General features: G+C 40.7%; 17 protein-coding genes and 1 pseudogene. 13 read left to right on the forward strand and 5 right to left on the reverse strand.

The window, feature by feature from the left end; genetic code table 11:
• The first annotated feature begins 228 nt into the window (after positions 1-228).
• Positions 229-645 carry an IS200/IS605 family transposase gene (tnpA, locus tag K3F53_RS02935; RefSeq protein WP_082705853.1) on the forward strand — a complete coding sequence of 139 codons (417 nt, stop codon included), beginning with the start codon at positions 229-231 and terminating at the stop codon, positions 643-645.
• Positions 645-1,739, forward strand: coding sequence for an RNA-guided endonuclease InsQ/TnpB family protein (locus K3F53_RS02940; protein ID WP_057897594.1), 1,095 nt, complete (start codon positions 645-647; stop codon positions 1,737-1,739). Before tnpA ends, K3F53_RS02940 begins: the two co-directional genes overlap by 1 nt.
• A gap of 11 nt (positions 1,740-1,750) precedes the next feature.
• On the opposite strand, the gene K3F53_RS02945 is transcribed toward K3F53_RS02940, so the two are convergent.
• Complete coding sequence (locus tag K3F53_RS02945) at positions 1,751-2,239, reverse strand: hypothetical protein (protein WP_091261088.1); 489 nt, start codon at positions 2,237-2,239, stop codon at positions 1,751-1,753.
• A gap of 123 nt (positions 2,240-2,362) precedes the next feature.
• On the opposite strand from K3F53_RS02945, the gene K3F53_RS02950 reads away from it, so the two are divergent.
• Entirely contained in the window at positions 2,363-2,857 is a 495-nt protein-coding gene (locus K3F53_RS02950; protein ID WP_057899887.1) for a hypothetical protein, read from the forward strand.
• A gap of 516 nt (positions 2,858-3,373) precedes the next feature.
• Here K3F53_RS02950 and K3F53_RS19270 read toward each other — a convergent pair.
• From K3F53_RS19270 to K3F53_RS02965, 3 genes are all read right to left on the reverse strand, one after another.
• Positions 3,374-3,592 (reverse strand): GNAT family N-acetyltransferase, encoded by a 219-nt coding sequence (locus K3F53_RS19270; protein ID WP_236781910.1) that lies wholly within the window; start codon positions 3,590-3,592, stop codon positions 3,374-3,376.
• Between the two features lie 380 nt (positions 3,593-3,972).
• The gene (locus K3F53_RS02960; protein ID WP_057899886.1) at positions 3,973-4,812 is read right to left on the reverse strand and encodes a 1,4-dihydroxy-6-naphtoate synthase; all 840 of its coding nucleotides are present in this window, start codon (positions 4,810-4,812) and stop codon (positions 3,973-3,975) included.
• Positions 4,809-5,513 (reverse strand): futalosine hydrolase, encoded by a 705-nt coding sequence (locus tag K3F53_RS02965; RefSeq protein WP_057899885.1) that lies wholly within the window; start codon positions 5,511-5,513, stop codon positions 4,809-4,811. The genes K3F53_RS02960 and K3F53_RS02965 overlap by 4 nt, the downstream gene beginning before the upstream one ends.
• A gap of 674 nt (positions 5,514-6,187) precedes the next feature.
• Here K3F53_RS02965 and K3F53_RS02970 point away from each other — a divergent pair.
• From K3F53_RS02970 to K3F53_RS02980, 3 genes are all read left to right on the forward strand, one after another.
• The gene (locus tag K3F53_RS02970) at positions 6,188-6,574 is read left to right on the forward strand and encodes a saccharopine dehydrogenase NADP-binding domain-containing protein (protein WP_220559323.1); all 387 of its coding nucleotides are present in this window, start codon (positions 6,188-6,190) and stop codon (positions 6,572-6,574) included.
• A gap of 319 nt (positions 6,575-6,893) precedes the next feature.
• Positions 6,894-8,225: an APC family permease gene (locus K3F53_RS02975; RefSeq protein WP_220559324.1), complete on the forward strand. Its 1,332-nt coding sequence runs from the start codon at positions 6,894-6,896 to the stop codon at positions 8,223-8,225.
• Between the two features lie 276 nt (positions 8,226-8,501).
• Positions 8,502-9,893, forward strand: coding sequence for an L-cystine transporter (locus tag K3F53_RS02980; protein WP_220559325.1), 1,392 nt, complete (start codon positions 8,502-8,504; stop codon positions 9,891-9,893).
• Between the two features lie 134 nt (positions 9,894-10,027).
• Here K3F53_RS02980 and K3F53_RS02985 read toward each other — a convergent pair.
• Positions 10,028-10,578, reverse strand: a pseudogene (locus tag K3F53_RS02985) (tyrosine-type recombinase/integrase); the annotation flags it as partial.
• A 123-nt stretch (positions 10,579-10,701) separates the two neighbouring features.
• On the opposite strand from K3F53_RS02985, the gene K3F53_RS02990 reads away from it, so the two are divergent.
• The 7 genes from K3F53_RS02990 to K3F53_RS03020 all read left to right on the forward strand — a co-directional run bounded on the left by K3F53_RS02990 (position 10,702) and on the right by K3F53_RS03020 (position 17,111).
• A complete protein-coding gene (locus K3F53_RS02990; RefSeq protein ID WP_091261093.1) occupies positions 10,702-11,109 on the forward strand; it encodes a hypothetical protein in 408 nt (135 codons plus the stop codon).
• A 27-nt stretch (positions 11,110-11,136) separates the two neighbouring features.
• Complete coding sequence (locus K3F53_RS02995) at positions 11,137-11,535, forward strand: hypothetical protein (protein WP_057899880.1); 399 nt, start codon at positions 11,137-11,139, stop codon at positions 11,533-11,535.
• Positions 11,536-11,630: 95 nt separating this feature from the next.
• Positions 11,631-11,891 carry a hypothetical protein gene (locus K3F53_RS03000; RefSeq protein ID WP_139184998.1) on the forward strand — a complete coding sequence of 87 codons (261 nt, stop codon included), beginning with the start codon at positions 11,631-11,633 and terminating at the stop codon, positions 11,889-11,891.
• Positions 11,892-12,571: 680 nt separating this feature from the next.
• Positions 12,572-12,958 carry a DoxX family protein gene (locus K3F53_RS03005; RefSeq protein ID WP_057899879.1) on the forward strand — a complete coding sequence of 129 codons (387 nt, stop codon included), beginning with the start codon at positions 12,572-12,574 and terminating at the stop codon, positions 12,956-12,958.
• Positions 12,959-13,579: 621 nt separating this feature from the next.
• A complete protein-coding gene (locus tag K3F53_RS03010) occupies positions 13,580-13,711 on the forward strand; it encodes a subtilosin A family bacteriocin (protein WP_139184999.1) in 132 nt (43 codons plus the stop codon).
• A gap of 205 nt (positions 13,712-13,916) precedes the next feature.
• The gene (locus tag K3F53_RS03015; RefSeq protein ID WP_220559326.1) at positions 13,917-15,278 is read left to right on the forward strand and encodes a radical SAM/SPASM domain-containing protein; all 1,362 of its coding nucleotides are present in this window, start codon (positions 13,917-13,919) and stop codon (positions 15,276-15,278) included.
• 81 nt (positions 15,279-15,359) lie between these two features.
• A complete protein-coding gene (locus K3F53_RS03020; protein ID WP_057899877.1) occupies positions 15,360-17,111 on the forward strand; it encodes an ABC transporter ATP-binding protein in 1,752 nt (583 codons plus the stop codon).
• The last annotated feature ends 3 nt before the right edge of the window (positions 17,112-17,114 follow it).

Genomic DNA, 17,114 nt, shown 5'->3' on the forward strand with positions numbered 1-17,114 from the left:
CCTCTAATGTAATGAATGTTTCCGTTGAGAATGTTCTATCTACTGTCTTTTTTAGGATTGCGGACGGGAATCCTCTGCCTCTTTAGAGAAGAGATGAGAGTCCGCTTTGCCCGAATCCCCCTTGCGGGGATTACAAGGGCAAATTTTTTGTTATTTTCACTGACTATATGTAATTGAAAACGCTCAATATAATACATGTTAAACAGCTTTTTGTGCTATACTATATGTATGAAAAAATCTACCATAAAACATGCTCGAACCTGTGTCTACAATGTTAATTATCACATCGTTTGGTCTGTAAAATACCGAAGAAAAGTACTCACTTCCGAGATAGAAGGCTACTTGAAAGACCTTTTTCAAGAAATCGCACAGGAAAAAGAGTTTGAAGTCGTCATGATGGAAGTCGGCGAACAAGACCACATTCACGTTTTTGCTTCTGCTCATCCAAAGATCCCCCCCTCGTATATTGTGAAAATGCTGAAAGGAATTTCTGCCCGTAAACTGTTTTTGAAATTTCCACAACTGAAAAAAAGATTATGGGGCGGTCATCTTTGGAACAGTAGCTTTTACATCGAAACCATTGGTTCGATCTCAGAAGATGTAATTCGCAATTATATCGAAAATCAGAAAAAAGGAGATTCGTAATGCTACGAACGTATAAGTTTCGTATTGAGCCAACCAAAGAACAGCGAGAAAGAATAAACGAAACGCTCATGTATTGCCGATGGCTCTATAACGCCTTGCTTGAACAGCGAATTACGGCGTATAAAAAGTGTGGTGTATCCCTGACGTTCTATTCCCAAAAGAAAGAGTTACCTGCGCTGAAAAAGGTGTGTGAAGAGTATAAGGATGTTCATTCGCAAGTCTTACAAAACGTAGTCGAACGTCTGGATAAAGCGTATCAAGCCTTTTTCAGACGGTTGAAGCGTGGCGAAAAAGCAGGAGTTCCTCGCTTCAAAGGGATGAATCGCTATCACAGTTTCACGTATCCGCAATCAGGATTTTCACTCGAAGGAAAGTACATCACGCTGTCCAAAGTTGGAACCGTTCGAATCAAACTACATCGTCAAGTGCAAGGTATAATCAAAACGTGCACAGTCATCGCTAAAAATGGACGATATTATGTTTGTTTGTCCTGTGAAATGGAAACAAAAACGCAATCAACAGGGAAAAAGATCGGTGTAGATTTGGGCTTACAGCATCTGGCGATCACATCGGATGGTGATTTTTATCATGTCCCCAAGTATTTGCGTAAAAGCGAGCGACAACTCAAAAAGTTACAGCGTATCGTATCAAGGCGAAAGAAAGGGTCAAACCGCCGTAAAAAGGCTGTGGCACTCCTCGCCAAGAAGCATGAGTACATTGCGAATCAGCGCAGAAATAATGCTCATCAGATTTCGCGTCAATTGGTCAATCGCTATGATTTGATCGCCTTTGAAGACTTGAAAATCACAAACATGGTGAAAAATCATCATCTTGCAAAGAGTATTGCAGACGCAGGGTGGAATCAACTTGTACAGTTCACCACTTACAAGGCTGAAAGTGCTGGTAAGCGTGTTGTTCTGGTTGATCCACGAAACACAAGTCAACAATGCTCAAGCTGTGATGAAATCGTAAAGAAAACATTGGCTGTACGGACACATCATTGCCCTTCTTGTGGATTTGAATGTGACCGTGATGTAAATGCCGCCAAAAACATTCTCAAACGGGCAGTACAACAACTACAAAACGTGTCGTAAGACACGCTAGGCTAGGAACTAGCCTTCGTGGAGAGTGCGACAATAGTCGGCTCGATGAAGCGAGAAGCTCTCCAATTTATTGGAGAGAGGTTCACTGTCACTCTCTTGTCGCTATAATTATATACCGTAGTTGTTGCATGCCCATAATTATATCGGTCTACCCCCCTGTATGTATAGCCGCTTTTTGTGCCATAGGTAGGTGTTACTACTTCTGATGAATTGGGAGCCGAGTTTAGAGCTTGCTGTTGGACCTGATTCATCAATTCTTGCTTATATGACTCAGCGCCCTCTTTACTATTGAAATAAAAAACAGGAATTTCATTTCCGTTTATGATTGCTCTTTCCACTTTGTATGGCTTATTGGTGTTTGAAATATTTTCAGTAGACTGTATTTGTGATGTACTGGAACTCGGTTGAAAGCTTTCATCAGCAAAAACCATGCTGCTTCCTAAAAGACTTATCGCAGCAACCAAAGGTATGATTTTCGATTTTTTTGCCATAAAAACATCCCCTTTTTATTGTAATATTTATATAATTAAATGGCACCATAAAAATACAATATTTAACATTATTTGGTTTAATTTGTAAAATTAAGTTATTTGATGGAATCATAGGAGGTTTATATGAGAATATTAACACTGATGCTTGTTATTTCTCTATTTCTTACGTCTTGCACTGAAGTGAGAGACAAAGAAAAAGAACAGAAGAAAAACCAAATAAAAGAGGAAGTATGGTTGAAAGGGAAGGGGGAAAACTGGAAAATAGAAAATTGTTCAGCGAGAATTTTTGGTAATTCTATAGAGTTTGAAGGAGGCAAGATTCAATATATTGGCTCTGACCTATTTAAGAACGAAAAAAATTTAAAAGATTTTTCGCTAGAGTTTTATCTAAAGGATAATACCCCTTTATACCGACATAAATTAATATATACTGATGTCAATATTCTAATAAAAAATGAAAAAATTGGTTTAATAAAAACTGATCTTCCTGAAAATAAGATATATGATACCAAAAAATACTTTGAAGAGATGTATTGTCTCATTACATGGAATCAAGAAGGAAAGGAAAAAATAGAAAAAATAAAACTAAACATTGTCGAAAGTGAAAAAAATCCTTGAAGAATCAAAAAACAACCCATACTTTTAGTTGAAAAAGACGGAGTAATACAATTTTGTATTTGCTCGGTTAGTTATTTACCCGGTAAAATCAAAATAGACAATCTGCTATGCTTGAACCAATTACAAATTGTACGGAAATACAAAAAAGCCACCGGGACTGATGGGGCTCCTACCTCCCACCAGTTCTGGAACGCCGAACAGGCCTCGGTGACCAGGCGAAACGCTCCGGCGACTTTTTATTACGTTTTATCTGAACGTAGTGGGATATAAAAATCTCCTTAATCTTGCGTCATTCATACACCATGATGTTATTCAACCATCGTTTCATTCGTCTAATATTTTACAAAACTCTTTTTCCAGAATAGAAAAAGAGCATGGGTCAATCCATTTATTTCGCTAAAAAAAGTTCTTCTTTAAAAAATAGCTCCCCTTGTCATACCAATACATTCCATTGATGTTGCTGAACGCGTGTTATTTGAGTTACACATTCCGACTACTTTATGTGCATTCAACTTTTCAAAAGCGAACTTGTAGTAAAAGCTTTGCCGCTTCGCTTCCGTAACCTCGACCCCAATATTCAGGAAGGATTGAAAATCCGATTTCCCGGCTTTTTCTATAATTGACATAGCTCCAAATTTGTGCTAAACCAATCGGCGTTTTACTTCTATCCGCTGCTAAAGTTACAACAAAATTATAATGGTTCGTTTCTTCGTTTTCTTCAATTTTACGTAACAATTCTCTCGAACAACCTTTTCATCTAACGCTACATATTCTTCAAAATACCATAAATCTTTATTATATTCTAAAATCCAAATCATTGACTGATATCTTTGACAGCAATACTTTTTGTCCCGAAATGTCCATTAAACATTCCTACCTTTTTCTATCTTGTTTTATCGTACGGAAGAAGTGTATGTTAAGGTTATTGTAAAATATTTCTTTATCTATTAGATTTTTTGGATATATTAATGTGTAACACTCTCATTTGCTTTAATTTGATTCGGCCGATGAGCTGATGAAGATGCGAACTTCCAGCGTGAAAACAAACGGGGCTGTCTCATAAATAAGTGAGACAGCCTCCCTTTTTTTCTTGGGTCAACTATTTGCGGGTCGTGTTAGCGCAGCGCCGCCAGATCCACTTTCGGCACAAGTCCTTCTTCTGCAGCCCGACTAAGTAGGGCGGTCACGGCTGCGTACCCATCTTCACCCAGATTCGCGGTGAACTTGTTTACGTACAGGTCAATATGAGCCTGTGCTACTTCAGGGGCCAGCTCCTGAGCGTGGCATAGCACGTACTCACGGGATGACTCCGGGTTCGCCCACGCGTATTCGACCGATGCGCGAATCCAGCCTGCGATCGCTTCCAGATCCAATGATCGACGGGCGATGATTGCTCCTAGCGGAATGGGTAGATGGGTGTCGGCTTCCCACCAGCTTCCTAAATCAACCAAGAGATTTAAACCATACGAAGGATATGTAAAGCGCGCCTCGTGGATTACCAGCCCGGCATCGACCAAACCATCGCGCACCGCCGGCATGATTTCATGAAACGGCATAACAATAATTTCACCCACGCCTCCTGGCACGTGCTGGGCTGCCCATAGCCGGAACAGTAGGTAGGCGGTTGATCGCTCACTAGGCACTGCGACCCGTCGGCCAGAGAGCATCGCTGGTTCCTTAGTTTTGGACGTACTGCTTTTCGTTAGCACCAATGGCCCGCAGCCTCGACCCAATGCCCCTCCGCATGGAAGTAATGCGTACTCGGACAGCACCCATGGCAGAGCTGCATACGAAATCTTGAGCACGTCCGGCCCGTTGGGGCTCGCTGCCAGACTGTTGGTGATGTCGATGTCCGCGTATAAAACGTCAAGCCGGGGTGCACCGGGCACAAGTCCGTGTACCCAGGCGTGGAAAACAAACGTGTCGTTGGGGCAGGGAGAAAAAGCGATTCTCATAGTAACACCTCCAGTAATACTGAGCTTGCTGATTCTAGTATGTTTAGAGCTTCTTCGATACGCCATGCAGCTCGGTCACGTGGCCCGACGAGGTTCGATATAGCGCGAATTTCCAGGATTGGAATGCCATGATTATGGGCTGCGGTGGCTACGCCATAACCCTCCATTGCCTCGGCGGTCGCCCCTGGTACCCGCGAGGCTCGTTCGAAGGAGGTTGCAGCGGTACCCGTCACGGTTGATACAGTAAGCACCGGGCCAGTAGTGACCGGTAGTCCAGCGGCATGTAAAGCCTCTGTGACCTGGGTCACCAGGCTAGCATCGACTGGGATGCGGGTGGAGCCAAAGCCCAGCTCGTCCAAGCTACAGAAGCCTTCTGGAGTTTCTGCTCCCAGGTCGGCGGCGACGATCTCGTTTGCCACCACTAGAGAGCCTACTTCAGCCCGATTGGCAAATCCACCGCCAATTCCGGCGTTCACTACCAGGCCGTACTTGGCAGTTGCTAACGCCGTTGCCGTGCTGGCTGCGGCAGCCGCCGGGCCGACGCCTGCCACTAGGACGTTGAACCTGCTGTTGCCGTGAAGCCCACGCAATACCGCGTCTTTCTCGGCTGGGACAGAGGTTATCACGAGTACGCGCATTTCCGTTTCCTGTTGTTTGGGGTGTGAAACAGCAGGCGTTTTTGCGCTCAAATCAAAATTCATAATTATGCTCTCCTTTATTTTCTATCTACAATGACTTTGTTCCAAGCATGATCACGCTTTACTATTTTTAAAAAATCTATATTTTATCTGCTCTGTCCTCTCTATAAAACGCAGCAAGAATTTTTACATCCACTAAAATGATATTCTTATTCAAAGTTATCTTTATCTTAACGCCGTGTAAAGAGGGGAAGTTTATTGAAAAATTTTTATGGGAATGTTTGGAGACGAACATAGATTTTCATATTCGACATAATAATAAAGAAATTCTAGTTTTTTTAAAATTCTGTTCATTTCGAGAAATATGATTCAATACGTCATTGAATCAGGGTAAGGGGCGTTTATTTTTTACTTTTGATTTCTTAATGCTTGAGAAATTTTTTGGGTAAAAAGCTTAAAAACAATGCTTTGCATTTGGTATAATAACTGTTCATACATTTTTTATATTAAGTCTATTTTGAATATATTGTATAATTTTCATTGTCTTAATAGAAAAGGAGGCACATGGAAGGGAAACGACACGATAAGTGAAAAAGGGATGCGAAGCTGTTACGATAGAGCGTTGATTGTTTCGAATTCGAAGATAGGAATATTAATTTAAGGCGGACGACTGTTTGAGTTTACATCTTGCAGTTTTAGGTGTTGGCGGTGTAGGTTAAGTATGTGCTGCGGAAGTTGTGAAAAAAGGGTATGTAAAAAAGTTAATTCTCGCAGATATCTTCACCGAAGGAGCAGAGAAATTCGTGAAAAAGTTACGTGAACAAACATCTGCAGAAATTGTTGTTCGTCAGGCAGATGCAAGCAGTACGGAAAGTGTTGTGGCGATTTTAACGGATGTTGATGTCTTGCTTTATGCGAGAATACCGGAGTATAATTTTAAAGTTATGCAAGCATGCTTAGATACAAAAACACATGATATCGACATGGCTTCCGACGGCCCAGACTCGCTGTTACAGCAGTTAGATTGGGATGGTAAATTTAAACAAGCGGGTATTGTAGGAATTATGGGATTGGGTTGTGATCTTAGATTCTCCAATGTTGCTGCTCGTTATGCCGCTGATTAAATGGACACTGTAAAAACAATTACTATTCTCGATGGGGATAACTCTGAAGTTGATTACGACGGCTTTTGTGCTTACTTTAGCCCGCAGACTGCAATTTTAGAGAGACTACGGGCGCGAGGAATGGAATGGTATGTTATTAAGAAAACAAGTCCGATTATAAAAACGGCTTAATAAATAAAGGGTTTTTGTAAGTAAAATGGAGTAGCTTCCATTACTGGAGGCTATCCTGCTATATTCACTAAAACCAAAAAAATAGAGACTCTTATGTAGAAGAAACGTCGATTGAGACCGTTTTGCCAAAAGAAGGGGGGTATTTTCATTGAAAGAACAGACTAACCTGAAGCGAATACTTACATTAGCACCTGTTGTCATGATCGGACTTGCTTATATGGACCCGCTCGTCGTATTCGACTCATTCGGTGTGGTGGCACAGCTGACGAAAGGGCATACAGCTACTTCCTATATCGTAATCGTTGTAGCTCTGTTGTTTACTGCTTATAGCTATGGAAAAATGGTACAAGCCTATCCGTTTGCCGGTTCTACGTATACATATACGCAGAGAAGCTTCAGTCCTTACGTCGGTTTTCTTGTTGGTTGGGCGGTTATGCTGGATTATTTATTTCTTCCGATGGTCAACTATGCTATTGGTGGGGTTTATCTTTCCTCTGCTTTTCCAGCGATTCCATACCCAATATGGGTCATCATTTTGGCGACCATTCTGACTACTGTCACTTTACTAGGTGTTAAATTAACGGCAAATGTTAATACTTTGTTTGTCTCCTTTCAATTACTTGTAACAATTACATTTGTTGGATTTATGGTGAAAGGGATTACAAATGGGATAGGCGCTGGAGTTTTAATATCCTCAGAACCTTTTTATTCAACAAACATTGATTTGGGGCTTATTATGTCAGGTGCCGCCATTCTTTGTTTTTCCTTTTTAGGATTTGATGCCGTTACAACACTATCGGAAGAAACGCTTGAACCGAAAAAGACAATTCCAAGAGCGATTTTTCTAGTTGCATTGATAGGCGGAGTATTGTTTACGACAACTTCATATTTTCTGCAGCTTGTGCATCCAGATTTTGCGGCGTATCAAGATGCCGATGCAGCTTCAATGGAAATTGCTGAGCTTATCGGAGGTGCATTCTTACAAACTTTCTTCCTGAGTGGCTCCATGGTGGCTGTTTGTTCGTCTTCTCTGGCATCGCAAACAAGCGCTTCACGTCTTCTGTTTGCGATGGGGAGGGAAGATTCCCTGCCAAAACGATTTTTTGGTTATATTCATCCGAAGCTTGGCACTCCGGTATTCAATATTTTATTCATCGGTGTTATTTCTCTTACCGCAATAATGGGTGAACTTGAGGTGATTTTTTCATTCATCAGCTTTGGCGCACTCATTGGATTCACATTCGTGAACTTATCTGTCATTGCTCATTATTTTGTGCGAAATAAGCAGCGTGGTGGAGTGGATACGATTCGCTATCTTGTAATACCGGCTATTGGTGCAGTGGTTAGTATGTGGTTGTTTACAAGCCTTCATATATCTGCTCTCATCCTTGGTGTGAGCTGGATTATAGTCGGGGTTGTCTATTCCTTCTTTATAAGAAAGAAAAAACTAAGATTAGATCTCGCAATTGAAGAAGCTTAGATCTTTGAAGACCATTTCATCAGCTTGATGAGGTGGTTTTTTATTCCCGATATACCCTTAATTTATTTTTATCTAAACCGTAACGTCTACATTCACTCCTGAATATTTATTCTTTTCGATAGCGAAAAAAGTGGAAGCAGGATGCCCGGTTGTTCCATAAATAATAAAGAAAATTAATCCCGATTTGACTTATATGTATTATTGTATTATAAAATAGATAAGACAAAGCAAGAAACAATCCAGAAAGATTATAAATAAGAACAAGGTGGGGTTAAATTGACAACATTTTTGGTGATTGTGAACGTTGCCTTTATGCTTTTATTTATTACAGGCTTATATATAATGCAAAAAAAGCATATCTCTTTTTCAAAGCGTGTCTTTACGGCATTAGGAGTAGGAGTAGTATTTGGGCTTGTAATGCAATTTTTTTATGGTACAAAATCTGAAGTTGTTAAAACATCTATTGATTGGTTCAACATTGTAGGAACAGGTTATGTAAAATTACTTCAAATGATTGTAATGCCACTGGTATTTATTTCAATTTTGTCCGCTTTTACAAAATTAAAATTGTCTAATAATATTGGAAAGATTAGTGGAATTATTATCGGTATATTAGTAGGTACAACTGCGATTGCTGCTGGGATTGGCATTGCAACATCGTTAACTTTTAATTTGGAAGCTGTTCAAATAGAGCAAGGAGATGCTGAAATTACTCGTGCAACACAACTTGAGCAAAAGCTGGGCGATATTCAAAACATAACATTGCCGCAAAAAATGGTAGAGTTACTGCCAGAGAATCCGTTCATGGATTTAACCGGTGCACGTCCAACTTCCACGATTGCAGTGGTTATTTTTGCTGCGATAATCGGTTTGGCTTTTCTCGGAGTCAAGCGAAAAAATCCTGAACAAGCTGATATATTCGCTAAGATTGTTGAGACTTTCTATACCATCATTATAAGGGTTGTAACTCTTGTTTTACGTCTTACACCATACGGTATTCTGGCATTGATGACCAAAGTTACGGCTACTAGCGATTATAATGCAATTTGGAAATTAGGAAAATTTGTAGTTGCTTCATATGTTGCATTAATCATTATGCTTATCATTCATTTGCTTTTGTTAGCTTTTGCGGGATTGAACCCTATGACATATGTAAAAAAGGCGCTTCCAGTTCTGATCTTTGCCTTTACATCACGTACCAGTGCAGGGGCATTACCGCTTAATGTAAAAACCCAAACCAATGAATTGGGTGTTCCTGAAGGAATTGCAAACTTTGCAGGTTCGTTCGGACTTTCCATTGGACAGAACGGATGTGCAGGGATTTATCCGGCGATGCTTGCTGTCATGATTGCGCCCACCGCGGGCATTGATCCATTTACTCCTTCTTTTATTCTAACGTTAATCTTGGTCGTAGCCATCAGTTCTTTTGGTGTAGCTGGAGTAGGTGGAGGGGCAACATTTGCGGCATTGTTAGTATTATCAACGATGAACTTACCTGTTGCTTTAGCAGGGTTGCTTATTTCGGTAGAACCGTTGATTGATATGGGGCGTACCGCTTTAAATGTTAGCGGAAGTATGACGGCAGGATTGCTTACAAGTAAAATAACGAAAGAATTGGATGCAAATGTTTTTGCTGAGACGAAGCAGCAAAAAGCAGAAGCGCTATGAAGCAGAGAATGGGGTACGATACCTTATTGCTTTGAGAAATTTTATAAAGCAAGATTAGAAGAGCAGGGTGTTCCAAAAGCGGTCGCTTTTGGAACACCCTCTAGTTTATTTTATCAGAGATTAAATACATTTCCTCAGAACTTTGGCAACGCCTCCACAGCATCAGCCAAATCACTATAACTGTCTTTTAAGTATATTACTATGACCGGCAAGCCTCCGTACTTTCTCAATATCATTGTTCGTCGCCTTGAACATCCACTTACAAAACGTATGCCGGAACATGTGTGGTGTGAGCTTTTTATTTGGCAGACTGTAGCTTTCAATCATTCGCTGAACGCCCCGTACCGAAAATTTCGATGAGCAAAAGACGTATGGCGATGCGGCCACATGCGGTTTCTTTTTTGCCATTTCTGCGCGAAATTGCAACCAGTCCCCCAGTTTCGCCAGTAACCAGTAAGATATTGGAGATCGGCACCGTCAGGACTTTCATCCTCTTCCCCATCATCCGAATTCGTTTTACATCCAAATCCAGGTCCGTTAATTTAAGATTGGACAGTTCTTCCACACGCAGTTCCGCATAGGTAAGCAGGTAAACAAACGCATAGTCCCTCTTATATTTCTCCTCGGGCTCGACTCCTCGGCTTTGAACCGGTTTTTTCCGCATACGATGCAATAAGTCCGCAAATCAACTTCAAATTTGTGTATAAAATAGAAAAATATTCTTTTTTATATGGAAAATTTTTCTGTTTAATAGTATAATTCTTATTAGAAAGTTTTAAAACAATAAATTAGAAAGGTGGTAGGTAAAATGAAGAGACTGATTTTATCAGCAGGTTTATCCACAGTAATCCTAATGGGTAGTATGGGGTCAGCTTTTGCCGCAGAGCCACCAACTAATTCTCTGGATGGTGGACTTGGTAGTATTCTCGGAGCTGTAAATCAATTAGTTGGTAGTTCTAAAGTAAATGTCCAGAGTGGCGTCAGTTTGAATGTAGATGATGTAACTGTGACAGCAAAAGCGGTGAACTCGACTGAACAATCTGGATTAACTGGATTAATTAGCGGTGGAATTTTAGGTGGAACTAGCGGAACCTCTGCTTCCGCATCCTATGCAGGGTATTCAGCTAGTACCTCGGCAAACGGTAGCTGGGGCCTCGCATCTTCGGTTCAATCTATTGGTGGGTTATTGAACAATCTGGGTCAAGCATTAAAATAACATGCTAGAAAAGGAAGGGAAGTTATAATGAATAAGTGGATCAAAACAGTTGGACTTTCAGCAATGTTAGTGGCTGGTAGTTTAATAGCTGGTAATGCGATTCCAGCCTCTGCAGCAGGTCTTGGCGATATACTGGGATCGGTTAATAGTTTAGTAGGAAGTACAAATGTATCTAGTGGTAGTTTAGTTAATGCTAGCGGCCCTAATTTTAACATTCAAGCTGGTTCCACTTATACAGTTAATCAAGATGGCGTTACGGGTCTGTTAGGAGGAGTTCTTGGTGGCACATACAACACCAGTGCGAACCTAAGTGGTCCGAATGGACTGTCTGCATCAGCTTCCACTAACGGTGGCTATGGTCTGGCTTCTTCAGTTCAGTCTCTGGTTAATGGATTAGGTGGTCTACTTGGTGGACTTTTGAAATAACTTTTTCATAAGGTCAGAGATTGATCTCTGGCCTTTTTTACAATGATCATTCTAGTATTTAGAATATTATGTATATTTATCATGGAGGCATATTGATGAAAGGATCGCTTTTGATATTACCACTTTTATCTCCTTTATTCGGATATACTGGTCATATTGCAACACCAGTAACACAAGGTCAGGTATCTGTATCCATTTCGAGCCCCACTGAATCGTATTACCAAAGCAGTATCATTCAACAACTTACTCCTCAAACTTTTGGAGCATCTGTTGAAAAGTCCGTCACGCTGCCATCAGGATTAAATATTTCTGCTAGCTCTTCTTCTACAGTCATAGTACCAGAGTTTATAAAATAATGAGGAGCAGGGAGTTAGCTAAGGGACTCGGATTGTCAGTAGGCTGGGATGGAAAAACGAGGACAGTTAACCTATCTTAAGTTTGCTAATGTAGATAATTTTCTTTTTTTAGGTTTAAAGATTAGGTTATTATTACTCGAGTTCGACAAATCACTAGGCAAATAAAACACCCATAAACCTAGGCCAGATCAGGGATTATGGGTGTTTTTTTGTGTCGTTTATGTGTGTATCCAGAGTTTAGGAAGGATTTTTAGAAACTTTAGAGGCGGCTCCACCCCTACAGCCGCAAAGATTTGACGCTGTTAAACCGTCAGTTCCGTGCATTGGTGGACACGTCATCATTAATACATTTGGAATCAATGTTGCGGGTGTTCCACTACCATATTGGATGAGTCATTTCTGAGCATCATGAGAGGCTACTGACTGTAATGTTCAACTTCACATCAAATACGCTTCCATTCCTTAAAATAATCGTTCCTCAAAATCACCTGCATATTTTTAATGTCCTTATTTTTACACAATTATACAGGCTCAACTACATACAGTATACAAAGTAGGTTCATTACCTTTCTTTTTCATTATTTTATTATATTTACTTTAAAAACATAAGTTATGTGTTGTATATTACTAATATAAAATTAGTTTTATACTTTTAATAAGTAATAGGAGGTACTCATATTATGATGGATCTTGGTTTGTTACTTATTCGTTTGGTAGTGGGTTTGACATTTGCGGGACATGGGGCACAGAAGCTCTTCGGTTGGTTTGGTGGATATGGCCTCAAAGGAACGGCGGGATGGCTGGAATCCATCGGCGTGCGTCCGGGTATACTGATGGCTCTGCTCGCTGGTCTGGGAGAATTGGTGGGAGGTTTGCTGTTTGCTGCCGGCGTATTTACTTGGCTTGGTGCGGCCTTGATTGTCATTACCATGCTTGTTGCCATCGTTACTGTTCATGGTAAAAACGGATACTGGATTACGCAAAATGGTTTCGAATACAATCTTATGCTAATCGTGGTAGCTATCGGGATTGCTCTCATTGGGCCTGGTGCATACGTACTTCTGTAAGAAATATTGCTTCTTTTTTTCTTTATGCATAGGACTCATTGCTTTTATTCTGTTATAAATTGAAGGAACAAATAAAAAAGCCGTTTCTGTTCTGAGGCTGTTAAATTGAGTAATAGCAGGGTGACGCTGTTGCTCAGTTAAACAGCTTACTGAATCGGAACGGCTTTTTTTATTCGCGTAACAAGCTAAGCACAACTAAATCGGGCTCAAACGAAAACCAGCTTTTCTTGGATAATAAAATGGCGTAGTAAAAATTAGAGACTTTTTTCTTACCTCTTTTTTAGATTATAAGCAAATTTTCTACCTTCAAAGCACCATAGATTTTTGAAATACCAAGGAAAATCATAGTTTTCAAACAATTATTCTCCCATTCAAGCGTCTTCTGTATCTAAAGAACTATTAAGTAGAAAAAAAGAAATATTTAACAAGGAATTTTTTAGCATCAGAAATATGAAGGAGTAAAAAAGAACCAAAAATTGGTTAATTAAATATATTTTCAACATATTTTCAGTAAAAAAAAAAGTTACAACTTCTGGCTTGTTTACACTTTTTTAGGGAAGGAGGTATGATGAGCATGTACAGAGTTACCTGTACACAAAGAACGTGAAGGAGGAATAAAAATTGGAAAAACCAACCATTCAAGCGGCAGGAAACCCGTGCGCAATTTGTGGAGGATGCGCGGCATGCTTAGCAGATGGTCCGATCCCGGACTTTGAAGGATTTGGTGTCAGCATTGTTGCCGGTATCTTCTAAAGAAAAAGCGAGATATAAACATCCCGCTCAAACTGCTTCTCTCTATTGAGAAAAGCGGAAAATATTCTTCACTGTTAATTGTAGCACATGTAGCAAAGAATGGATAGGGGGCTTAAGGCCCCTTATCTATTTATCACTATGGGCTTACTGAAAAAGAAAAATAAAATCCGGAAGATGAAAATCGTAAGCACGATGGAGGAATAAAATGAATTTCAATGAGCATTATTTTTCTTTGCATGACAACGTACAATTACATTTAAATCCGGTACAAAGCTCATTGCTCCGACCTTCCAGCGACCGAACTGAAATTACTGACAATCGTGTGTCCGCCATCAACAAAACCGCCGCAGAGCTGTTAATGCGGTGTGATGGTACGAAAACAGGATTGGAAATTTTAGAGGAAGTATGCAAGCAATACAAGGAAGCTCCTTCTACTCATTATGTGTGGGTACGCGATTTTTTCATTCAACTCAAAGGAATGGACATTTTGCAGGAGATGGAACAGCCATCCCATAAAAAAGTAAAAGTGTCCGGAAATTTTGATTATCCTACCCCCGTTCATGCTACCGTTGAACTGCTTGCCCGATGCAATCTTCGCTGCGCTCACTGTTATCGGGAAAGCAATCCGGAAGTTGAAGACACGATGACTTATGAAGACGTAATGCGCCTGTTTTCTATTCTAAAAGATAACGGAATCTATACGTTGGAACTAACCGGTGGAGAAATTACGATTCATCCTCACTTTTTGCCTGTACTTGAAGAAGCGCTTAACAAATTTGAATTGGTTGGATTGTTAACAAATGGAACAAGAATTACAGATGAAATGATTCATATTTTGCTTCCTTACAAAGAAAAAGTATTTTTCAGCATTTCTTTGGACGGGCCGAACGCTGAAGTACATGAAGACCTTCGCCGTGTCAAAGGAGCGTTCCGGCGGACATGCGAAGGCATAAAAAAATTAGCGGATGCTGGCATTCGCGTCCGCGCCGCGATGAGCGTCTATCCAAAAAATATGTGGCTTATTGAAGAAACTTTGCTGCTTGCGAAAGAACTAGGAGCTATATCGTTCAGCTATTCCAAAGTTGATCCCTTTGGTCGGGGAACGAACATCTTGTTCGAAAAAAAGAAGGGAAAAGAGTTTACGGAGTATTTTGAATACGAATCATCCCTGATTCAAAAACATAAAGACTTTATTGCTCTGCTTACAGACGATCAAATGCGGCTTTCAAAAGCACGGACGAACTGCGGAGCCGGCTGGCGCTCCATTACCATTAACCCGTTTGGAGATGTCCGCCCTTGCGTACTGTTTCCGCAGGGGGTGATGGATCTGGGCAATGTATTTCATCAGCCGTTTGAAGACATCTTCCGTTCGGAGAGAGCGCTACAGCTTTTTCGAATGACGGCTCCTGTAAAAAGTGAAACGTGCAACCCAAATTGTAAAAACAAAAATTATTGTAACGGGTGTGTGCTTCGTGCCATTGAGGCGAACTCGCATTACAAGAAGCCATGCGGATGGATTGAAGAAAATGGGCTCGCTTCCTACACTAAGCACCCAGTGTTTGTATAACGAACACCGGACAGGGATATCCGCCTGAGAAAAGGATATCCCCATTCTTTTCATGATATCCACGGAGAAAGGATTTATGAAATGAAAACCGAGCAACAACATAGCCATAAGGCTTCACAAATCTTATGGCGCTTATTGAAAGAAAACCGGAAATTTGTCAGTTGGTGGTTCGTCTTACTGGTTTTTACTTTGGTTACGACTTTGCTTATTTCTTCTATCCCATTGGTTGTAAAAGAAATTATCGATCAGGCCCTGCTGAAAAACAATACAGCTTTGCTCTTTCAATTACTTTGCCTTCTTTTTTCTATTTATCTTGTCCATATCCTTTTGGAAGGTGTGAAAACATATATTCAAACGCTGGTTGGACAGCGAGCTGTGGCGATTTTTCGGCTGCGACTGTTTCGGAAAATACTGTCTCTTCCGGCCGCTTTCTACGACCGTCATCCTACGGGAGATATTCTCAATCGAATGGAAGGTGACATTAATGTTGTTGATTTCCTTACATCCAGGCTTCTCTTTCTCAGCTTTTCACAAATCATGATGATGATGTATAGTCTCGGCATGATGGCGTATTTAGATTGGAGACTTTTTCTAGTAAGCGCCGTCTTGTTTCCGACTGTTTATGCGGTTCAAATGTATTTTGGAAAAAAGATTAAACAAAAAACCCTACAGTTACGCACCTTTGCCTCAGGCATTTTCACAGCTACGCAAGAGAGCATAATCGGCATTCGATTCATTCAGGAAATGGGAAGGAGATTATTTGTTGGAACCCGTTATATTAAAAGCCTGCGCAGCGTGATTCGTCAACAATTGCACCTTGCACGCTTCTCAGTCTTTGCATCTGCAGCAATGAGCGGAAATGTGATCTTTATGCTACTAATTTCTTATGGTTTAGGGGGATATTTTGTTACTCAAGATTTGCTTACTCTAGGTACGCTTATTGCATTTAATACATACATCGAAAAATTATATTCTTCGCTGACGGTTGCTTCAACCTACTGGATTGAAATGCAGCGGGCAGCAGCAAGTGTGGAGCGTTTATATTGGTTGCTTGACCAGCCTTCCTTATCACGAGATGGACAACGGCTTGAGCGTTTGCAGGGACATATTGTGTTTCGTGATGTGTCTTTTCATTATGAAGGGAAGCAACAGACGTTGGAAGACATTACGTTTGACATTCAACCTGCGACCACCACAGCTATTGTAGGTGCGAGCGGCTCCGGAAAAAGTACGCTCCTTTCCTTGATTATGGGGCATTATCCGGTGGCGAAGGGAAACATTTTCATTGATGGGATTCCGCTTTCATCGCTGTCGCTTACCAGCCTGAGGAAAAAGATCGGGGTTGTATCGCAACAGCCTTTCTTCTTTTTGGCGACTATACGCGAAAATTTACAACTGGTAAAAAGGGAAGCAACTGATGAAGAATTATATGAGGTTTTGGAAGAAGTAGGGTTGGGAGGATGGGTGAAAGAGCTTCCCAATGGTTTGGATACTATGGTAGGAGAGCGCGGTCTTCAGTTATCAGGTGGACAAAGGCAAAAACTTGCACTTTCCCGTGTTATCTTGCAGAATCCTGATATAATTATTTTAGACGAAGCTACTGCTTTCTTGGATAATTTGTCGGAGGAGCAAATCAAGCGTTTGCTTCGCTCCCGATTTTTTGGAAAAACCATTGTAATGGTAGCTCATCGCCTATCTATGGTACGTGAAGCGGATCAGGTCATTATGATTGAAAATGGGCGCATATGTGCGCAAGGAACACACGAATATTTGTTTGCTACTTCTCTTTCCTATCAAGCTTTGTGGAAAGATGAGGTTTCTGCCTTTACATAACCA

The sequence above is a fragment of the Aneurinibacillus thermoaerophilus genome, from assembly GCF_019603355.1.
GTDB classification, from domain to species: Bacteria; Bacillota; Bacilli; order Aneurinibacillales; family Aneurinibacillaceae; genus Aneurinibacillus; species Aneurinibacillus thermoaerophilus.

What these genes read in the sequence shown, in the direction of transcription:
- tnpA (WP_082705853.1), top strand. Translation starts at nt 229, where the DNA reads ATGAAAAAATCTACCATAAAACATGCTCGAACCTGTGTCTACAATGTT.
- K3F53_RS02940 (WP_057897594.1), top strand. Translation starts at nt 645, where the DNA reads ATGCTACGAACGTATAAGTTTCGTATTGAGCCAACCAAAGAACAGCGA.
- K3F53_RS02945 (WP_091261088.1), bottom strand. Translation starts at nt 2,239, where the DNA reads ATGGCAAAAAAATCGAAAATCATACCTTTGGTTGCTGCGATAAGTCTT.
- K3F53_RS02950 (WP_057899887.1), top strand. Translation starts at nt 2,363, where the DNA reads ATGAGAATATTAACACTGATGCTTGTTATTTCTCTATTTCTTACGTCT.
- K3F53_RS02960 (WP_057899886.1), bottom strand. Translation starts at nt 4,812, where the DNA reads ATGAGAATCGCTTTTTCTCCCTGCCCCAACGACACGTTTGTTTTCCAC.
- K3F53_RS02965 (WP_057899885.1), bottom strand. Translation starts at nt 5,513, where the DNA reads ATGAATTTTGATTTGAGCGCAAAAACGCCTGCTGTTTCACACCCCAAA.
- K3F53_RS02990 (WP_091261093.1), top strand. Translation starts at nt 10,702, where the DNA reads ATGAAGAGACTGATTTTATCAGCAGGTTTATCCACAGTAATCCTAATG.
- K3F53_RS02995 (WP_057899880.1), top strand. Translation starts at nt 11,137, where the DNA reads ATGAATAAGTGGATCAAAACAGTTGGACTTTCAGCAATGTTAGTGGCT.
- K3F53_RS03000 (WP_139184998.1), top strand. Translation starts at nt 11,631, where the DNA reads ATGAAAGGATCGCTTTTGATATTACCACTTTTATCTCCTTTATTCGGA.
- K3F53_RS03005 (WP_057899879.1), top strand. Translation starts at nt 12,572, where the DNA reads ATGATGGATCTTGGTTTGTTACTTATTCGTTTGGTAGTGGGTTTGACA.
- K3F53_RS03015 (WP_220559326.1), top strand. Translation starts at nt 13,917, where the DNA reads ATGAATTTCAATGAGCATTATTTTTCTTTGCATGACAACGTACAATTA.
- K3F53_RS03020 (WP_057899877.1), top strand. Translation starts at nt 15,360, where the DNA reads ATGAAAACCGAGCAACAACATAGCCATAAGGCTTCACAAATCTTATGG.